The sequence below is a fragment of the Sphingobium sp. genome, from assembly GCF_032153725.1.
Taxonomy (GTDB): domain Bacteria; phylum Pseudomonadota; class Alphaproteobacteria; order Sphingomonadales; family Sphingomonadaceae; genus Sphingobium.
Genome location: NZ_JALDYQ010000055.1, coordinates 1 through 15,555 on the forward strand (window position 1 = coordinate 1; position 15,555 = coordinate 15,555).

13 protein-coding genes are annotated in these 15,555 nt (G+C 62.6%); 8 read left to right on the forward strand and 5 right to left on the reverse strand.

All coding sequences use genetic code 11. The features are described 5' to 3' along the window. The 5 genes from RUH75_RS16610 to RUH75_RS16630 form a co-directional block, all read left to right on the forward strand. Window positions 1-187 (forward strand): hypothetical protein (locus RUH75_RS16610; protein ID WP_313808043.1); only part of this gene is annotated, 187 nt, incomplete at its 5' end. A gap of 264 nt (window positions 188-451) precedes the next feature. After that, complete coding sequence (locus RUH75_RS16615) at window positions 452-979, forward strand: RNA polymerase sigma factor (protein WP_313808045.1); 528 nt, start codon at window positions 452-454, stop codon at window positions 977-979. Beyond that, window positions 964-1,971: a FecR domain-containing protein gene (locus RUH75_RS16620; RefSeq protein WP_313808047.1), complete on the forward strand. Its 1,008-nt coding sequence runs from the start codon at window positions 964-966 to the stop codon at window positions 1,969-1,971. Before RUH75_RS16615 ends, RUH75_RS16620 begins: the two co-directional genes overlap by 16 nt. A 119-nt stretch (window positions 1,972-2,090) precedes the next feature. Continuing rightward, window positions 2,091-5,189, forward strand: a complete 3,099-nt coding sequence (locus RUH75_RS16625; RefSeq protein WP_313808049.1) for a TonB-dependent receptor — start codon at window positions 2,091-2,093, stop codon at window positions 5,187-5,189. 56 nt (window positions 5,190-5,245) lie between these two features. Further along, window positions 5,246-7,774, forward strand: coding sequence for a prolyl oligopeptidase family serine peptidase (locus tag RUH75_RS16630; protein ID WP_313808051.1), 2,529 nt, complete (start codon window positions 5,246-5,248; stop codon window positions 7,772-7,774). Here the strand turns inward: RUH75_RS16630 and RUH75_RS16635 are convergent. The 3 genes from RUH75_RS16635 to RUH75_RS16645 form a co-directional block, all read right to left on the reverse strand. Continuing rightward, the gene (locus RUH75_RS16635; RefSeq protein ID WP_313808053.1) at window positions 7,656-9,311 is read right to left on the reverse strand and encodes an asparagine synthase-related protein; all 1,656 of its coding nucleotides are present in this window, start codon (window positions 9,309-9,311) and stop codon (window positions 7,656-7,658) included. The two genes, RUH75_RS16630 and RUH75_RS16635, sit on opposite strands and share 119 nt — an antisense overlap. 100 nt (window positions 9,312-9,411) lie before the next feature. Beyond that, the gene (locus RUH75_RS16640) at window positions 9,412-10,044 is read right to left on the reverse strand and encodes a lasso peptide biosynthesis B2 protein (protein ID WP_313808055.1); all 633 of its coding nucleotides are present in this window, start codon (window positions 10,042-10,044) and stop codon (window positions 9,412-9,414) included. 505 nt (window positions 10,045-10,549) lie between these two features. Further along, window positions 10,550-11,173, reverse strand: coding sequence for a GntR family transcriptional regulator (locus RUH75_RS16645; RefSeq protein ID WP_313808057.1), 624 nt, complete (start codon window positions 11,171-11,173; stop codon window positions 10,550-10,552). Window positions 11,174-11,479: 306 nt separating this feature from the next. On the opposite strand from RUH75_RS16645, the gene RUH75_RS16650 reads away from it, so the two are divergent. The 3 genes from RUH75_RS16650 to RUH75_RS16660 all read left to right on the forward strand — a co-directional run bounded on the left by RUH75_RS16650 (window position 11,480) and on the right by RUH75_RS16660 (window position 12,963). Continuing rightward, complete coding sequence (locus tag RUH75_RS16650; RefSeq protein ID WP_313808059.1) at window positions 11,480-11,995, forward strand: helix-turn-helix transcriptional regulator; 516 nt, start codon at window positions 11,480-11,482, stop codon at window positions 11,993-11,995. 416 nt (window positions 11,996-12,411) lie between these two features. Beyond that, window positions 12,412-12,657 (forward strand): type II toxin-antitoxin system ParD family antitoxin, encoded by a 246-nt coding sequence (locus RUH75_RS16655; protein WP_313808061.1) that lies wholly within the window; start codon window positions 12,412-12,414, stop codon window positions 12,655-12,657. Next, window positions 12,658-12,963, forward strand: coding sequence for a type II toxin-antitoxin system RelE/ParE family toxin (locus RUH75_RS16660; protein ID WP_313808065.1), 306 nt, complete (start codon window positions 12,658-12,660; stop codon window positions 12,961-12,963). 161 nt (window positions 12,964-13,124) lie between these two features. Here the strand turns inward: RUH75_RS16660 and RUH75_RS16665 are convergent, their stop codons facing one another. Together RUH75_RS16665 and RUH75_RS16670 are read right to left on the reverse strand one after the other, a co-directional pair. After that, window positions 13,125-14,033 carry a MucR family transcriptional regulator gene (locus tag RUH75_RS16665; protein WP_313808068.1) on the reverse strand — a complete coding sequence of 303 codons (909 nt, stop codon included), beginning with the start codon at window positions 14,031-14,033 and terminating at the stop codon, window positions 13,125-13,127. Window positions 14,034-14,157: 124 nt separating this feature from the next. Beyond that, window positions 14,158-15,453 (reverse strand): hypothetical protein, encoded by a 1,296-nt coding sequence (locus tag RUH75_RS16670; protein ID WP_313808112.1) that lies wholly within the window; start codon window positions 15,451-15,453, stop codon window positions 14,158-14,160. Window positions 15,454-15,555 lie beyond the last annotated feature (102 nt).

Sequence of the window (15,555 nt, forward strand, 5' to 3'; positions counted from 1 at the left end):
CAATTTGCTGCGGAGACGGAGCCAAGCCATTATTTTTTCTTCGCTTTGTGCGGTGCAGTTAGACAGCCGCGTCGGCTGCGCTATGGAGAGGATGTCGGGTGCCGTGAAACAGGACGCGTGTCCCATGGGCCGGGGGATCGGCGGGCTTCTGGCTCGGCCGATCGGCAGCGGCGCGATGTTCAAATAACGGGTCCTCGTACAGGATTTCCAACACCCGACCCCTTTTTCAAGGCCTTGCCAGCAGATTCCTGATGCGGGAGTCTCCTTCCTGCCGTCGGGAGGCCGATGGCGGGGCGTGGAAACCCCTGTACCGAAGATCGGCTTGCCCAAGCCTTGTGCGAGCTTGCCCGATCCATGCGCGCGCTTCTGGCGTGACGCTCCGGCATGGAGTCTTTCCTTCGCTGTCCTCATGGACGGCGCGCCCTTCGTGTGTGAAGGAAAGGCGCGGGTAATGACCGGCGAGCGAGGGAAGACGCCGTGGCTGTCAGGGGGCAGCCGGCAAGATGGGATGGTTGATCGGCTGTACCGCAATCATGCGGGCTGGCTGCTTGGGAGGCTGCAGCGCCGCTTTGCGGGCTCTGGACTGGAAGCAGAGGATCTGGTGCAGGACACTTACATACGGGTGGCACGCTATAGCGAGGAGGAGGCGGAGCGTCGTCCCCGGGCGCTACTGCTGCGGATCGGGTTAAACCTCGCGTTCGACCAGATGCGCCGCAATAAGACGCGCCCGGCGCCGCTTGCGGCTAATGATCCCGATTCTCCTTGGGACATCGCCGACTGGGGGGAGCAGGAATATCGCATTGGCCTCAAACAGGCCGTTCTGTCGTTGCCGCCGAATCTTCGTACAGTCTTTCTTTTGTCGCGGTTCACTCCCATGACGAATGCAGAGGTCGCAAAAAGATTGGGGGTCTCGGTCAAAACCGTTGAGGGACGGTTGAGCATGGCGCTCTTATTGATTGAACAATGGCTGTCGGACTGAGGGCAGGGATGACGATGGGCAGGGAAGACGAAGAGAAGATTGAGGCCGATGCAGCCTATTGGGTTGCGCGCTTCAATTCCCGCGTCGCGGACACGAATGAGCTCCAGCAATTCTTTGCCTGGAAGAAAGATCCACGCCACGCCGCTGCTTATGAAAGGCTAAATGGGCATTGGGAGAGTGCACAAAAGCTCGGAAAAGATCCGCAAATTGCTGCTCTGGTCGATGACGCGATCGAGCGAACCGCGCCGCGGTCCGCCATCCGCCCACCGTTTTTGTGGGTGGCAGGTGCGGTCATTGCCGGCGCCATGGCCCTTGGCACTTTCCTCCTCTGGCCGGTGGCGATCCATTATGAAACCGGCATTGGAGAGCAACGCCTGGTTCGCCTGGAGGACGGCACGAGCCTCCATCTCGATAGCGCCAGCGCAGTCGACATAAGTTTCTCGTCCGGGCATCGCCGCGTCGCCCTGATCCGCGGCCGGGCGCTGTTCGATGTCGCGCATGACAAGAGCCGCCCCTTTGAGGTCGACGCGGGCTTGGCGACCGTTCGGGCGCTGGGCACCCGCTTCGAGATCGACCGTCAGCAATCGGACGCCAATATCCTGCTGATCGAGGGCAAGGTCCAGGTCGATGCCGCGCAATGCCCGTCCGACAATTGCACTGACAAATTGCTCCCTGGCGACATGGTGATGGCGAGGGAAGCAGGACTTGGCACCAAAGAGCGGGGCAATATCGATGCGATCACATCCTGGACCACCGGTCGGCTCAAATTTGAGGGCCGCTCGCTCGCTGCTGCCGTCGATGAGGTCAATCGCTATTCCAAGGCGCCGATCATCCTGGAAGCCCCAGATCTCGCGGATGAGCGCGTTAATGGCGGCTTTGCCGTCGGCGATCGCGATGCCTTCATCCGGGCCGTCACCGCGCTCTATCCGCTCCGCGCGGAGCCGCAGGCCAATGGCGCTATTCGCCTCATTCTTGACCCTGCCCGATCCTGAAATAAAAACTTAACAATCGTCCAGGGTTACCCCCTTCCCCTTACGTTACAGAAAAAGGCGACAGGGAAAGGCGGGATACCCGCCCCTCGGTCCGCCAGACCAGCAGGGGAAGGGAAATCATGACAGCCAGGAACGTCCAACGAACGCAGCCGCATAAACGGGTGAGGCCCGCACAGCGCCGCGGCCTGCTCTTGGGTGCGGCCTGGGCGCTGACGACCGTTCCCGCGATCACGCCGCTGGCCAATGCGCAGGAAGCGCGTCAGCATTTCGACATCGTGGCGGGGTCGCTCGATCAGGCATTGCAGCGGTACATGGTGCTGACCGGCCGCCAGATCCTGTATCGTAGCCAGTTAGTAGAGGGACGTCGGACCAACGCGGTCGTGGGATCGATGGATGCCGACAAGGCGCTGCGTAAGCTGATCGGCGGCTACCCGATCACCGTCAGCCACCAGGGCCGCAATGTCTATGTGCTTTCGCCGCGCGCGGCGCCACCGCCGCAAGGACAGTCTCAGTCGCCGCATCGACCTGTCTCCCAGCGTTCACCCCAGGCAATCGCGCCCCGTCCGAAGCCCGTTCGCGCGCCGGACATGGCCGCTGAAGGAATCGTCGTCACCGGCACCAATATCCGCTCGTCGGCGCCGCCATCCTCGCCGGTGATCAGCATGACCGCTACCGACATCGCCCGCTCGGGCGCCGGCACCGTCGCGGAGGCGCTGGCCCTGCTGCCGCAAAATTTCGGGGGGATGGCGAATGAAGATACGAGCCTCACCGGCTCGGATCGGGTCAGCATCAACCCTGGTCTTGGGTCGAGCATCAATCTTCGTGGTCTTGGTTCGGACGCGACTCTGACCCTGGTCAATGGCCGCCGGACGGCCGGCGCGGGCGGGAAGGGCGATTTCACTGACCTTTCCAGCATCCCGGCGGTTGCGGTCGATCGCGTGGAGGTACTCGCCGATGGCGCCTCTGCGCTCTATGGCTCGGACGCGATTGGCGGCGTGGTCAATATCCTGCTGCGCAAGGACTTCGAAGGCGCGGAAAGCCGGCTGCGGCTGGGTACAGTGACGCGGGGCGGCAGCGAGGACATTATCGCCGGCCAGGTGGTGGGTGCGCGATGGGCAACTGGCCATATCATCGCGGCTTATGAATATCAGCATCGCGGGCGCCTGCCGGGCTCTGCACGCAAATATACGCGCTCGGCCGACCTGCGGCCGCTGGGCGGGCATGATTATCGCCAATATTTCTCGGTGCCCGGCACGATCGTGGTGCTCGACCCTGTGACCCGCACCTATGTCCCGGCCTATGCCATTCCCGACGGACAGGATGGCACGGACCTTGAACCCGGCGCCTTCCTGCCCGGTGCCAGCCTGTCCAGTCCGCGCGCCCATGTCGACCTGCTCTCGAAGCAGGATCGCCATAGCCTGTTCGTGAGTGGTGAGCAGGAACTGACCGATGGCCTCACCTTCTATGTCGAGGGCCGCTATGCCGATCGCAAGTTCGACGCGAAGTCACAGCCCTCGCTCACCATCATGAGCGTGACGCGGGCCAATCCCTGGTTCGTCTCGCCCACGGGCGGCTCCTCGGTCGCAATCGCCTATGATTTTGGCAATGACATTGGCCCCATATTGACGAGCGGGCGGGTGCGCAGCCATTCCGTGACCGCCGGCGTCCGGGCGGAGCTGGGCGGGGACTGGCAGGTCGATGCCTATATGTCGCACGCCCGTCAGGTCGATCGGCAACTCAGCAATCATCTCCTCAACAGCACGGCGCTCTCCGAAGCGCTGGGGCTCACCGCCGACAATCCCGCAACGGCCTATAGCGCCGCGCGGGACGGCTATTTCAATCCGTTCGGCGACGGCAGCAGCAACAACGCGGCCATCACCGATTTCATCGGCAGCGGCTTCATCCGTCAACGCTACAGCAACGAATTGCTGAACGGCAGCCTGATCGCCGACGGCACGCTGTTTGATTTGCCCGGCGGGCCGCTCAAGCTTGCCTTCGGAACCCAGGCGCGGGAGGAGAATTTTGACCGTTCGATCCAGACCTTCGCCTCGGGCATCACGCCACCCGCGCCGGTGACGGCCAAGGCCAACCGGACGATCGTGGCGGTCTTTGGCGAACTGGCCGTGCCGCTGGTAGGGCCCAGCAATGCGCGTCCGGGTGTTGAACGCCTCGACCTGTCGCTCGCTGTTCGCCATGAGCGCTATTCCGATTTCGGCTCGACCACCAATCCCAAGATCGGACTGGTCTGGGAGCCGACGGAAGGTTTGCAGCTGCGGGGAAGTTGGGGCACCTCCTTCCGCGCCCCAGCGCTCCCGGAGATTTTCGATCCCTTCCGCGTATCCTATACTCAGCTTCCAGCGACGGGCGGGGGAAACCTCCCGGTCCTTTCGCTGCGCGGAGGCAACCGCGATCTGGAACCGGAAAAGGCGAAATCACTGACCCTGGGCTTCAAGGTCCAGCCCAAGGCTGTTCCGGGCTTTGGCTTAGAGGCCAGCTATTTCCAGACGCGCTTTTCAAACCGGATCGGCCAGCCGGTCACGGAGAATATCCTCCAGGCCCTCACCAATCCGATCTACGCCCCCTATGTGACGTTGATCGATCCCGCGCATAACGCCGCTGATCTCGCCCGCGTCCTGGCGCTGCTCGCGGTGCCAGGGTCAAGCGTGCCGACGACCTTCGCCCCGGAATCGTTCCGCGCGATCATCGACGGGCGCTACGTAAATTCCAACCGGGTCGATGTGCGCGGCGTCGATCTGCTGGTGCGTCGGAGCCTCACCCTGGGATCGAACCGGCTAAACCTGTCGGTCAACAGCACCATCCTCATCGATTATAAGGACCAGCTCACTCCCGTGTCACCCATGATTGAGCGGGTGGGGACGCTCGGCAATCCTGTCGACTTCCGTCTGTGCGGAACGCTCGACTGGGCGCGGGGCGATGTCGGGGCCACCCTCTCGCTCAATCATGTCGGTCCCTATACCGACAATATCAGCGCACCTGCCCGGCCGATCTCGTCCTGGAACGGGGTAGACCTTCAATTGCGCTATGAACCGCGAACGGCGCAGGGTTGGCGCAAGGGGCTGAGCCTGGCCGTCACCGTGCAGAATCTCTCCGACCGCGATCCGCCCTTCGTCGATCGTAATCTCGGTTTTGCCTATGACCCGGCCAATGCCGATGTGCTGGGCCGCTTCGTATCGATGCAGGTGAAAAAGCGATGGTAGCGCGACGCGGCTAGTCCGCCGCTTCGCTCACTACTCCACAATCAGGAATCCTTGACATGCGTTTCCCATGGCTGGCGGCGCTATGCCTGGCCGCGGCCGGCATCGCCGACGCACGCCCCTATGGCGTGGACGATATGCTGCGCGTCGAGAGTTACGGGCAGGTGCTGGTCGATCCCCATGGCGAGTGGGCAGTGATCGATCGCTATCGCCGCTATGACAGCGGTACGAGCTATCGCTATGATGGCTTTACCCGGCGGGGGCTGGGGGTCGTGATGCGGTTGGACCTTCAGCATGGTAGTCGCCTCGAACCGCTTTTCCCGCAGGGTGACGGCGCGGGCTATTGGATCGCAAGCCTGTCGCCATCGGGGAAACGCCTGGCAGTTTTCCGGCTGAAGGATGAGGGCCTGTCGCTGGGGATCGTCGACATGGCGACGCGGGCGGTGCGCTGGCTCCCCCAGCATCCCGCGACTTCCCTGCTGCATCCGGCACCGGACTGGCTGGACGATGACCGTTTGCTGCTGGTCGCGGCGGATAGTCCGGCGCTGCCGTCGCCGTTCGCGGCCGGTAGCCGCTATCAGGCTGAGGTCATCCCGCTCTGGGCGCGCACGGCGCGGGGGCAGGAGCCCGGCGTCTCGGCCGTCGGCGGCAAGGGCGATGCGGCGCCCGCACAGCAACGTCGGCTTCTGGTGATGGATGCGAAGACAGGGCGGACGACCCAGCTTGCCGACGGACCGATTGCGGATGTTGCGATCTCGCCGGATAGCAGCTCGATCGCGCTGCTCCGCGAGGGGCCGGAGACGGTCATCCCTTTGAATATTCCGGTCCGGTCGAGTGACCAGAACCGACAATATCGGCTGTCGGTGCTACGCACCCAAGGGGGGGCGGAACGGCAGGCGTGCAGCGGCTGCGATATCCAGCCCGGATTTCTCGAATGGGCGCCGAAGGGCGACCGGCTGATGTTCTTTGCGCGAAAACCCGGCGAAGATTGGGGCGCTGGGGAGCTTCGCCTGTTCGACGCGCGGAATGGCCGCAGCCGTGCAGCTTTCGACGGCGTAACGGCCTTCTTGCCACCCGATGACAGCGGCGTGCGATTGGTCCGCGCGGGCTGGTGGGGGGAGGTTCCGCTCGTCTTTGGCCGGCGGGGCGGGGGACCGAACCGCTGGACAGGTCCGCATGCCGTCGTCTCCATCAACAAGGCGCTGGAGCGGTTGCCCTGCCAACCCCCGGCGCTGCAGGCAGGGAGCGCCCGACTGCTCCTCGCCTGCCCGAATGGGCTTTGGGCAATGAACCGAGAGGGCAAGGCGACCCGGATTGCCGACTGTGGGCCGGTGATGCTGCCGCGACCCGCGAGCGAGAGTTTCGACATCGGTATTCGTGCCCAGCATCGATCGGTGGCACCGCTCCGCGACGACGCCCCCTTTGTTGTCCCGCGCGGCGCAGATGCGGAGCTTGGCTGGCCCAGCGCGGTCATGCGGAAGATCGATGGCACCGCATATCCGATCACACGCCTGCTTTCCGGCAACAGGCGTGCGGCCATCGCGCTCTGGGTCGCGCGCGATGGCCGGGGTGTCGGCCGGCTCATGGCCTCAGGGCCGGCCGGCATTCGCCAAATCGATCGAATCAATGCGCATCTGGCAGACATCGATCTGCCAGACATGCGGCCGCTCACCAACGCCGCTACAGGCTATGCGGACTGGCTGATCCTGCCACCGGGACATAGAGGCAAGCCATTGCCGCTCATTGTCGTGCCCTATCCAGGGACGACATTCACCAAGGACCGGCCGCCGGCCCTTGCGCCCGACATGGTGTCCGCTGCTGCCAATGCGCTGCTGCTCACAAGCCTGGGTTACGCCGTGCTGATGCCCAGCCTTGTCGATATGCGGGATGGTCCGGATCGCGGCGCAACGCTGCGTGCGCAGGTCGAGCAGGCGGTTGATCGGGCCATTGGCACGGGCCTCGTCGACGGTGGGCAGATGGCGATCTATGGCCACAGCTTCGGTGGCTACACCAGCCTCAAGATCGCCACCCAAAGCCATCGCTTCCGCGCCTATATTGCCAGCGCGGCGCCAGCCGACTTTGCGATCCAGCATGGCGCGTTGTCGCCGTCGGACCGCGTGGCGTTGGAGGAGGGGTTTCCACTCACATTGGGCTTTGGTTGGGCGGAGGGCGGGCAGGGGAATATGCGGACAGGGCCGCAGGCCGCCCCAGACCGCTACCAACGCAGCAGCCCCTATTACCAGGTCGATGCCATCACCGATCCAGTGCTCCTCATTCACGGCGATATCGATCCGGTACTCGCCATCAATTCCGAGCGGATGTTCACGCAGTTGCACCGCCACGGCCGCGACGTCACCTTGCTGCGCTATTGGGGCGAGGCGCATAATCTGCGCAGTCCCGGCAATATCCGCGACATGTGGCAGCGGATCGCTGCCTGGCTGGGCGATCGCCTGTCTACGGCCACGAGCCTCATGCCCAGCGCTGCGCCCATGTTTCCATTGCCACAAGCGTTGCCAGCAGAGAATGGTCGCCACGCCAAAGCAGGGCTTCCGCGTCCAACATCGGTTCCAGCGCCGCGCGGTCGATAATGCCTTGCTGCACCAGATGTCCCTCGCGCAGCAACGGTCCCAGCCGGTCGAGCTGGAGAGCGATCGCCCGACTGTAGAAGCCGGTGGCCTCCCCCTTGGTACGACGGTCGCGCACTGCTTGCGGAAGCCAGTCGGCCAGTATGTCGCGCGCGCCGCCCCGGTCACGCTCGTCGGGGACCAGTTCCCAGGTCGGCACCCGCAGGCAATGCTCGACCACCGGTTGCGACAACATCGGATGGGCGAGCCGAAGGCCAGCGGACGTCAGCGTCGGGGCATGGAAGATCTGACAATTGGAAAGCATCGCGATCTGCAGGCGCTTGCCGGGCGTCAGGGGCTTTGCCTCTTCCATCCAGGGATGGAGCGGGAGGCCGGCCTCCAATTGGGCACGCAGCAGCGGCCCGGCCAAAGCCGGCTTGAAATTGGGTGCCACGCGGATGGGCGCCGGGCGCAGCGATTGCCAGAGAACCGACCAGATGGAGCGATCGGTCGACGCGGCGCTCGCCGCCAGCAGGCGCCAATAGGTTGGCCCTGGCCCTTTGGCGCGCAGCCGATCGGTCGCGATATGGGCCCCGCGCGGCTGGAACAGGACAGCATCGCCGCCCTGGCCGCTCAAAATCGTTGTGGCGCCGACAGCATCGGCCGCGCGCGCCGATATCCGATCGGCGACCAGGTCGAGACCATAGGCAAGCGGCTGCTCCGACCGCGATCGCTCGGCCTGGGCCAGATATTCGATTTCGCCGGGATCAATGCCGACCTCGACCAGGGGCACGTCCCAGTGATCGGCGACCGCCCTTGCAAAGCGGCTCTCTCCGCCTCCGGTCGATCCGGGCAAGAGATTGAGCGCGTGGATCGCTGGTCGGTCTTTCCGCCGGGCAAGTCCCCCCAAAATGAGGGAGGAATCAAGACCACCGGAGAGTTCGACGGAAACCGAGCTGGCGCCATTGGCCCAACCGGCGATACAATTGGCGAGCGTGCGTGGAAGATCGGCAAGGGATGCTGGTTCCTGGCGGGCGATCGCCGCCGGCGACCAGATGACCTGCGTGGTGATCTCGCCATTGCCGAGATGATAGACCTTGCCGGGCAGGGGGATGGTAACGTCGGTGAGCGCACTTGTGCTCCCAACCTGCTCGGGCAGGGCCGTCAGCGTCGCGAGCGCGGACCAGTCGATGGCGGGTCGTACGCCGACACTGTCGAGCAATGCGTCAGGCAGGCCGCCGGTGATCAGCGTCAGACCGTCGACCTTCCAGATGTAGGCGCGCAATGCACCCGACGGATCGCGCAAAAAGCTTGTACGCTGGCGTTCCGGGTCGTGGGCGAATGCGACATAGCGGCCCCAGCACAGCCGCGTGAGCGCGGACATCGCTTCGACGGGATCGGTGGATGTCTCCAGCACGGCGGGCAGGGCGTCGGCGGGCAGTGTCCCGGGCAGCAGGGCGCCGAGCACATGGGTCCGTCCCTTGCTCGCTGCGTGCAAGGCCCATCCGGGTTGCGGGGATTGGGCCAGCAGGAGGAAGCCTGGATCGTCGGCTAGGACCATGAGGTCTGGAAGGCGTGAGCGTAGCGCACCGGATATGGTCTGGGCGCGTTTCGCTGTCGAGGAACCCGACGGCGCCAACAGTGCGCAGAAGCGCAAGGAATCAGAAGCGGGCAATGGGATCGTACCAGCGGACATGATCGGCCCAATCATTGAGGACGCGCCCCTGCCATTCGACCCAGCAATGGGCTTCGAAGGGATGGGTGCGCACGCCGAAAATCCATTCTGCCGCGACGCCGCGCTTGCGCAGGATGCGGACCAGCAGCCAGGATTGAACAAAGCAGCGACCGGTGCGCGGCAGGAGGATGCGCAACTGCCTGAAACGCTGGACGAGACGCACGACCTCGGCATCATCCAGCCTGGTTTTCGGCGCGACGCGGATCGGCCGGCGCAGCAGCGCCTTGCGGCGAAGCCGGTAGTGGACGATCCCCAGGACCATGGTAGGAATGAGCGGCAGGCTTGCCAGGGTGCTGCCGCGCGGCGGCATGCCATCGACCGGCCATGTCGGATCGAGGATGGTTGGAACAAACTCGTCCACTTCGCGGAGCAGTCCAGCATCGAGCAGTTCGCGGATGACGGGATTGCGGGGATCATGATCATCGCCGCGAAGGCCGAGGATGACATCTTCAGCGTCCTTGCCCTGGAGACAGAAATAGCTGTCGTCGACAAGGTCGAGGAGAATGAGATCCTGTCCGACATCGGTAGCGCGGATATGAGGCGCAGTTGTCAGTGGCATGGAAATTGCCCAGTCAAATGGGGAGCGGCGTCGAACAGGGGCCGCTCCCGTTAAAGTTCAGGGCCAGCAGAGAACGGGCATGAATTCTTCGCTCTCGCCCATTTGCGTGATCGCATGGGTATCGCGCGAAACGCCGCCGAGGCGCCGTAGGCGCAGGGACAGTGACTTGGTCATAACAAACCTCCTTGGGGGAATGAAGGTCATCGGCTCTGCGACGGGCCGCAAAGGTCCGAGGGCGCCGAGGGATTGTTGGAAAGGGAGGAGCGACCTTCCAAAGAAGGCCGCTCCCAGGTGGGGGTCAGGCGTAGGACAGGACGGGCAGGAATTCTTCCTGCTCGCCGACCTGGACGATCGCCTTGGTGTCGCGGGAGACGCTGCCGAGGCGCCGCAGGCGAACGCTTTTCACTTTGGTCATCACGAACCTCCTTCATTGGAAAGTGCCGAACATCGGCACGCTCATGAGGCGCCCTGCACCCAACCTATTCAAATGATATTGGGTCTATTTTCATTGTGTAGCCGAGCGCGCGAGAGAATCGTGGCGGCGAGCAATCTCGAGGGCGGCCTTGCGACGGCGGCTATAATAGGCGTTGGTGAAACGGTGGAGGATGCGCCGGTCGCCTGCGCCCAGCAGCGCCAGAAACTCAGCGGATTCTGCCATAAGGTCGAACAACGTCGCCTCCGCCGGTTGCACGGGCGCGAGTCTTGCATCGAGATTGGCGGCGATGAGGCAGAGCAGCGAATTTGCCGTCTGCCCGGCGAGCGTTACCAATATGGTCCCACTATCGAACCGCGTTTCGTCGGCGCCATTGCCCGCAATGTTGGCGGAAAGCACGACAGGTTCATTCAGCAGCGATGCCGCTGTGCCTTGCGCGACCGTGTAGAGCTCGCTCAATTCCACCGGCCCAAGACGTGGCACGAAATATCCAAGGCCCCGTCGCTCATCGAGCAGGCCTTCTCCCGCGAGGCGAGCCATGGCCTCCCTAACCGGCGTTGGACTATATTTGCAGGCCTCGGCGCAACGGGCGACCGAGACATGCTGGCCTTCTGGCCAGTAACGTTCCCGCAATGCCTGACGGATGGCTTTATAGGCCTGTAAATATGCCCTGTCTTCTGAGGTGCCCATGAACATTCTCGCGTCCCTTCCAAGTCGGAATCATGGAAGTTGCGGGCGGGCAAGCTGCTGGCGAGGAAAATTTGATCCATATGGGGCACAATGGTGCAGATATCCGACATCGGGGTCCAAGCCCGCGGCTATTTGCCGATTTCCCGCAGCTGTTTGCGCATTTTGCGCCATAAAATGGCGTGGATTCGGCAATTAGCCGACCTCGTTGAAAATGAAGGGTTTATTTGCGTCTGATTTTCTGGTTTCCTTGTGAAACTGACGTTGCTCCCAGTCAGCGTCGGGCCAGCCGGAATGCACGGGAACGATGCGGAGATGAGAGAAAAGACGACCGAAGAGACGCTCGACGTGGAGTTGATCGCCAAGGCCATGCGCATGATCCGTACGGACCGTCGTATGAAGCCATCCGAGGTTGCGAAGGTCATGGGTCTCCCCGTGCGTTCCTATGAGCATTTGGAATCCGGCAAGGGACGGATCAGCTATGAGCGCGTCTGCCGATTTGCCGAGGCAACGAACAGCGATGCCGACGCATTATGGTCGGTTCTCCAGATCGGGTCGCCGGAGTTTGCTCTGCTCTGCGCTGACAATAAAGGGATGAGTATCGTCATTTCTTTCATGCGCGAACTCCATGAAAAACTTGGCGAGGATATGATATTCCTGGAACCCGGCGCCATGATCGGCGGCATGTCCAGGCTCATCAATGAGTGGGTCGCGCACGTTCGCCAGCGTGACACCTATGCCGAGAAGTGGCTTGAGCTGCAGAAAGGCAAATCTCGTAAGTCCGCCGCTTTGCCGGCTGGAGTGAGAAAAGGGCGGCTTGCCGAGACTTGATGGAGCCATCACTGCCTTTGTGTATCTGACTGTTGGACGAGCGATTCAAATCGAAGAGAGGTTTTTGCACAACCACCCCTGGATAGGGCAAAAGACGGGGCTTGCCGCTCATTTGCGCAGTGGGTCGCGATGCTTCGGGATCCGAATGGAGAGCGACAACAAACCTGCGTCGACAAACCCTCGAAGGCGATGATCTTCGACCCGACCTCCGGTTCGACCCGCGCGCCCAGCAGCACCTGCATCTCCTCTTGTTCCTGAACACGGGTCGAGAGGCGACCTCAAACACGGCAACCATTTTGAGTTTATCGACTTGACTGCAATCGGTCCCTTCAACTGGCACCGCAGTTAGCAATGTCAAAGATTGCGCATTTTATGTTATTATGCTATGCGTCCGCGGCGCATGAATGGAGAGTCGGGTGAACGTTTCTGTTGGCGAACGTTGGGAAGGCTTTGTGGAAGCCGTTGTCAAATCCGGTCGCTACGGATCGGCAAGTGAAGTCGTGCGCGAGGGCCTGCGCCTTGTCGAGGAACGGGAGGTCAAGCTGGTAGCGCTGCGGGAGACACTGAACGCTTCGATCGCCGCGGGTGGCGAACATGATGCTGGCGATGTACGGAGTCATCTGGCTCGCGTGTCGGAAGAATTGAGCCGTAGCGGAAACTGAGTGCGTCGTCTCGTCTATCTGACGTCAGCGAGAAACGATCTGGCTGGCATCCTGCGTCATATCGCTGTTGAAAGCGGGGATTTGGCGGTCGCTCAAACCTTTGTCGAAAAGCTTATGGCCCGATGCGAGCATCTTGCCGATCTGCCCGGCACGCTTGGAACCTATCGACCCGAGTTGCGGCCCGACATCCGGTCTCTTACGCATCAGGGTTATGTGATCTTTTTCCGCTACGGCGAGGACAGCCTGGAAATAGTGAATGTTCTGAATGGCCGCCTGGACATCGAGCGCCACTTCGAAGGCCATTAGGAATCGAGCTATTTGCGGGGCGCATGCGCCTGGTCTATTTGCAGTTGTCCGCCAGCGATCGACCGTTGACGCAAAAACAGCCCCGTCGATGCGGGGCTGTCTTCAACATTGCAGATCTGTATGGCGTCCGGCGATCAGCCGTTGGCCGGGGTCACGTCCGCCTAGGGCTTGGCATCCCCGTTCACCGCCGGGGCCGCCGCCTTGGCGGGCTTCTTTGCCGCAGCGGCAGGCTTGGCTGCCTTCGGGGCAGCAGTCGGCTTGGCCTTAGACGCAGCTTTTGTCTTGGGAGCCGCGGCCTTCACCTCCGGCTTGGCGGCAGCTTCTGCCTTTGCAGCAGGCTTTTCGTCCTTGGGTCCGGCGATCGACAAGCGCTTGCGTGCATCACCCTTTGCCGGTGCAGCCTTGGCTTCTGCGGCAGGCGCCGCCTTGACTGCAGCGGGAGCCTTGGGCGCGGCCGTAGCGGCGGCGGCAGGAGCAGCAGCTTTAGCCGACTTTGCCTTGGCATCGCCGTTGACAGCCTTCTTGGCGGGAGCGGGCTTGGCCGGCGCCTTCGCCTTTGCAGGAGCGGGTACGCTCGGCGCGGCAGCGGCGGCAGGCTTCACTTCAACAGCAGGGGCGGCTGGTGGAACGGGCTTGCGGCCAAGGCCGATCTTTGAGGCAACCGCACGGCGGGCGTCCGAATAGCTGGTCGCGACCAGCGGATAGCTCTTGGGCAGGCCATAGCGCGCGCGATATTCCTCGGGGCTGAGGCCATGCGAGGCAAGGTGCCGCTTCAAGGTCTTGTAGGGCTTGCCGTCGATCAGGCTCAGAATGTGATCGGGCGACGAAAGGCTCTTACGTACCGAAACGGCCGGTGTGTAAGTCGGCGCTTCTGGCTCGGTCGGCACCGGATTGAGTTCATTGGTGAGCGCGGCACGCGTCGACTGGATCAGGCCGGCAAGGTCGGTGCTTGCCACCGTATTGTTGGACACGAATGCACTCACCAACTGAACAGTGAGGGCGGTGATATCGGAAGGATTGTTGTCGGCCATGATCGCGGACCCGTCTTCGAGGGATGTTCTGCGCCTCATGCGCGCAATGTTGCAAAATGTAAATCACCAATTGCGCCGCCTAAGACGAGGCGAGAGAACGACTTCACTTCGCTCATGGTTCCATGGGGGCCTATCCTTTAAACTTTGATGAATCAGATCAAAGTTATGCGAGTATCATGCCCATCAACATTGACCCTATTCGTCGGTGGTCTGCGTCACTCGGCATGACCGGCAAGACCGGTGCGATTTGCCGCATGCGGGGCAGGGTGACGGCCTTTGCCGCACGGTAGGTCTCGTCGTCAAAATCCATCGCCTCTATGATCAGTTGTCGTATTTCGCCGGTTTCGCGTGAGCGCGCCTCGATCATGAAATCGGGCCGGCAGGGGCCGAGTTCGGTCAATCGGTCGAAGACCGGTTTCTCGATCGCGAGGTCTATATTCATGCGATGGAGATGCTGCTGGGCTTCCAATAGCTGCCGCAGGACCCGTCGTTCAAACTCGCTATCGACCGGAACAAAGCGGCGCCCCGAATAGATGGGCTGCGCATAAGCGCGGAGCGGCGCGAAGCCACGGGACTCTGGATATTGCCCGACAACGACCAGAGCGAGATAGGGGCCTTTGATGACATTGGTCCGCACCGATGGCGACTGCACCCGATTGGCGACCAGAACCGGATCGCAGCCGGGCACTTCGATGCTGCTGCCCTGGAAGGAAGGCGCAAACAGGGTGAGGAAAGCCTGGGGTGCATGTCCACGTGGCCATTTCTCGGACAGTCTTCGCAGCGAAGCATAGACCTGTTTGCTGTGAAGAGGCTGAGCGTGGGTCCAGAGCGCACTCGCCAGTTCCAGGCCGGGCGCAATCTCGATCTTCGCGGCGGACTGCCCCAAGGCTCTGAACTCGTCTTTGATCGACAGGGGAGTGCTTCTGTGACTGATCGGCGGGCAGTGGTTCAATCCTGCAGCGTCGATCAACCGCCAGAGCAGCCGGGCCAGACGCGGGATCGACGCATTGCGCGTGCGGTCATCGGTGAGATCTTCTTCTGGTTTTTGCGCAAGATTTTCAGGGGCGGGGCGCAGCACTTCAAAAAAGCCCGCGGGCGGCTCTGCCGGGTTGAGAGGGCTCCGCACCTCCGTGATGCGATTGGTCGCAGAATCGCGAAAGAAGGGACAGTCGGTCCGATGTTCGGGCCGCTTCGTGCTGGTGAGACGCCGCAGATAATAGGTTTCGGCTTCGCTCAAATAAGCGGGGGTGAGTATGGGCGGTGCCTGTCCCTCTTCCAGGCAATCGCAGGCAATCCACTTTTCGCCAATGCGCGCCTGCTGGATCAGGAGAATGCCCGCTTCCTCATCATGATGATCGCCCTGGCCTTCATACCAGCGGACCAGAGCCTCGCGCACAGGTGGAGGCAGGGGAATGCGTCGGGTCTGGAGACCGTCACTCTGGCGATCGATCAACCACATGGGTGCCTCGCGGAAGAGCAGGAAGGGAAGGGGCGGCCCCCGGTGCCCCGGATTGACAGCCGCCATGCGCTGATCTCCACTTGGGCTTCAACAGTCAGGAGA

What these genes read in the sequence shown, in the direction of transcription:
- RUH75_RS16665 (WP_313808068.1), bottom strand. Translation starts at nt 14,033, where the DNA reads ATGAGGCGCAGAACATCCCTCGAAGACGGGTCCGCGATCATGGCCGAC.
- RUH75_RS16645 (WP_313808057.1), bottom strand. Translation starts at nt 11,173, where the DNA reads ATGTTCATGGGCACCTCAGAAGACAGGGCATATTTACAGGCCTATAAA.
- RUH75_RS16615 (WP_313808045.1), top strand. Translation starts at nt 452, where the DNA reads ATGACCGGCGAGCGAGGGAAGACGCCGTGGCTGTCAGGGGGCAGCCGG.
- RUH75_RS16650 (WP_313808059.1), top strand. Translation starts at nt 11,480, where the DNA reads ATGAGAGAAAAGACGACCGAAGAGACGCTCGACGTGGAGTTGATCGCC.
- RUH75_RS16635 (WP_313808053.1), bottom strand. Translation starts at nt 9,311, where the DNA reads ATGGTCCTAGCCGACGATCCAGGCTTCCTCCTGCTGGCCCAATCCCCG.
- RUH75_RS16625 (WP_313808049.1), top strand. Translation starts at nt 2,091, where the DNA reads ATGACAGCCAGGAACGTCCAACGAACGCAGCCGCATAAACGGGTGAGG.
- RUH75_RS16640 (WP_313808055.1), bottom strand. Translation starts at nt 10,044, where the DNA reads ATGCCACTGACAACTGCGCCTCATATCCGCGCTACCGATGTCGGACAG.
- RUH75_RS16670 (WP_313808112.1), bottom strand. Translation starts at nt 15,453, where the DNA reads ATGTGGTTGATCGATCGCCAGAGTGACGGTCTCCAGACCCGACGCATT.
- RUH75_RS16630 (WP_313808051.1), top strand. Translation starts at nt 5,246, where the DNA reads ATGCGTTTCCCATGGCTGGCGGCGCTATGCCTGGCCGCGGCCGGCATC.
- RUH75_RS16620 (WP_313808047.1), top strand. Translation starts at nt 964, where the DNA reads ATGGCTGTCGGACTGAGGGCAGGGATGACGATGGGCAGGGAAGACGAA.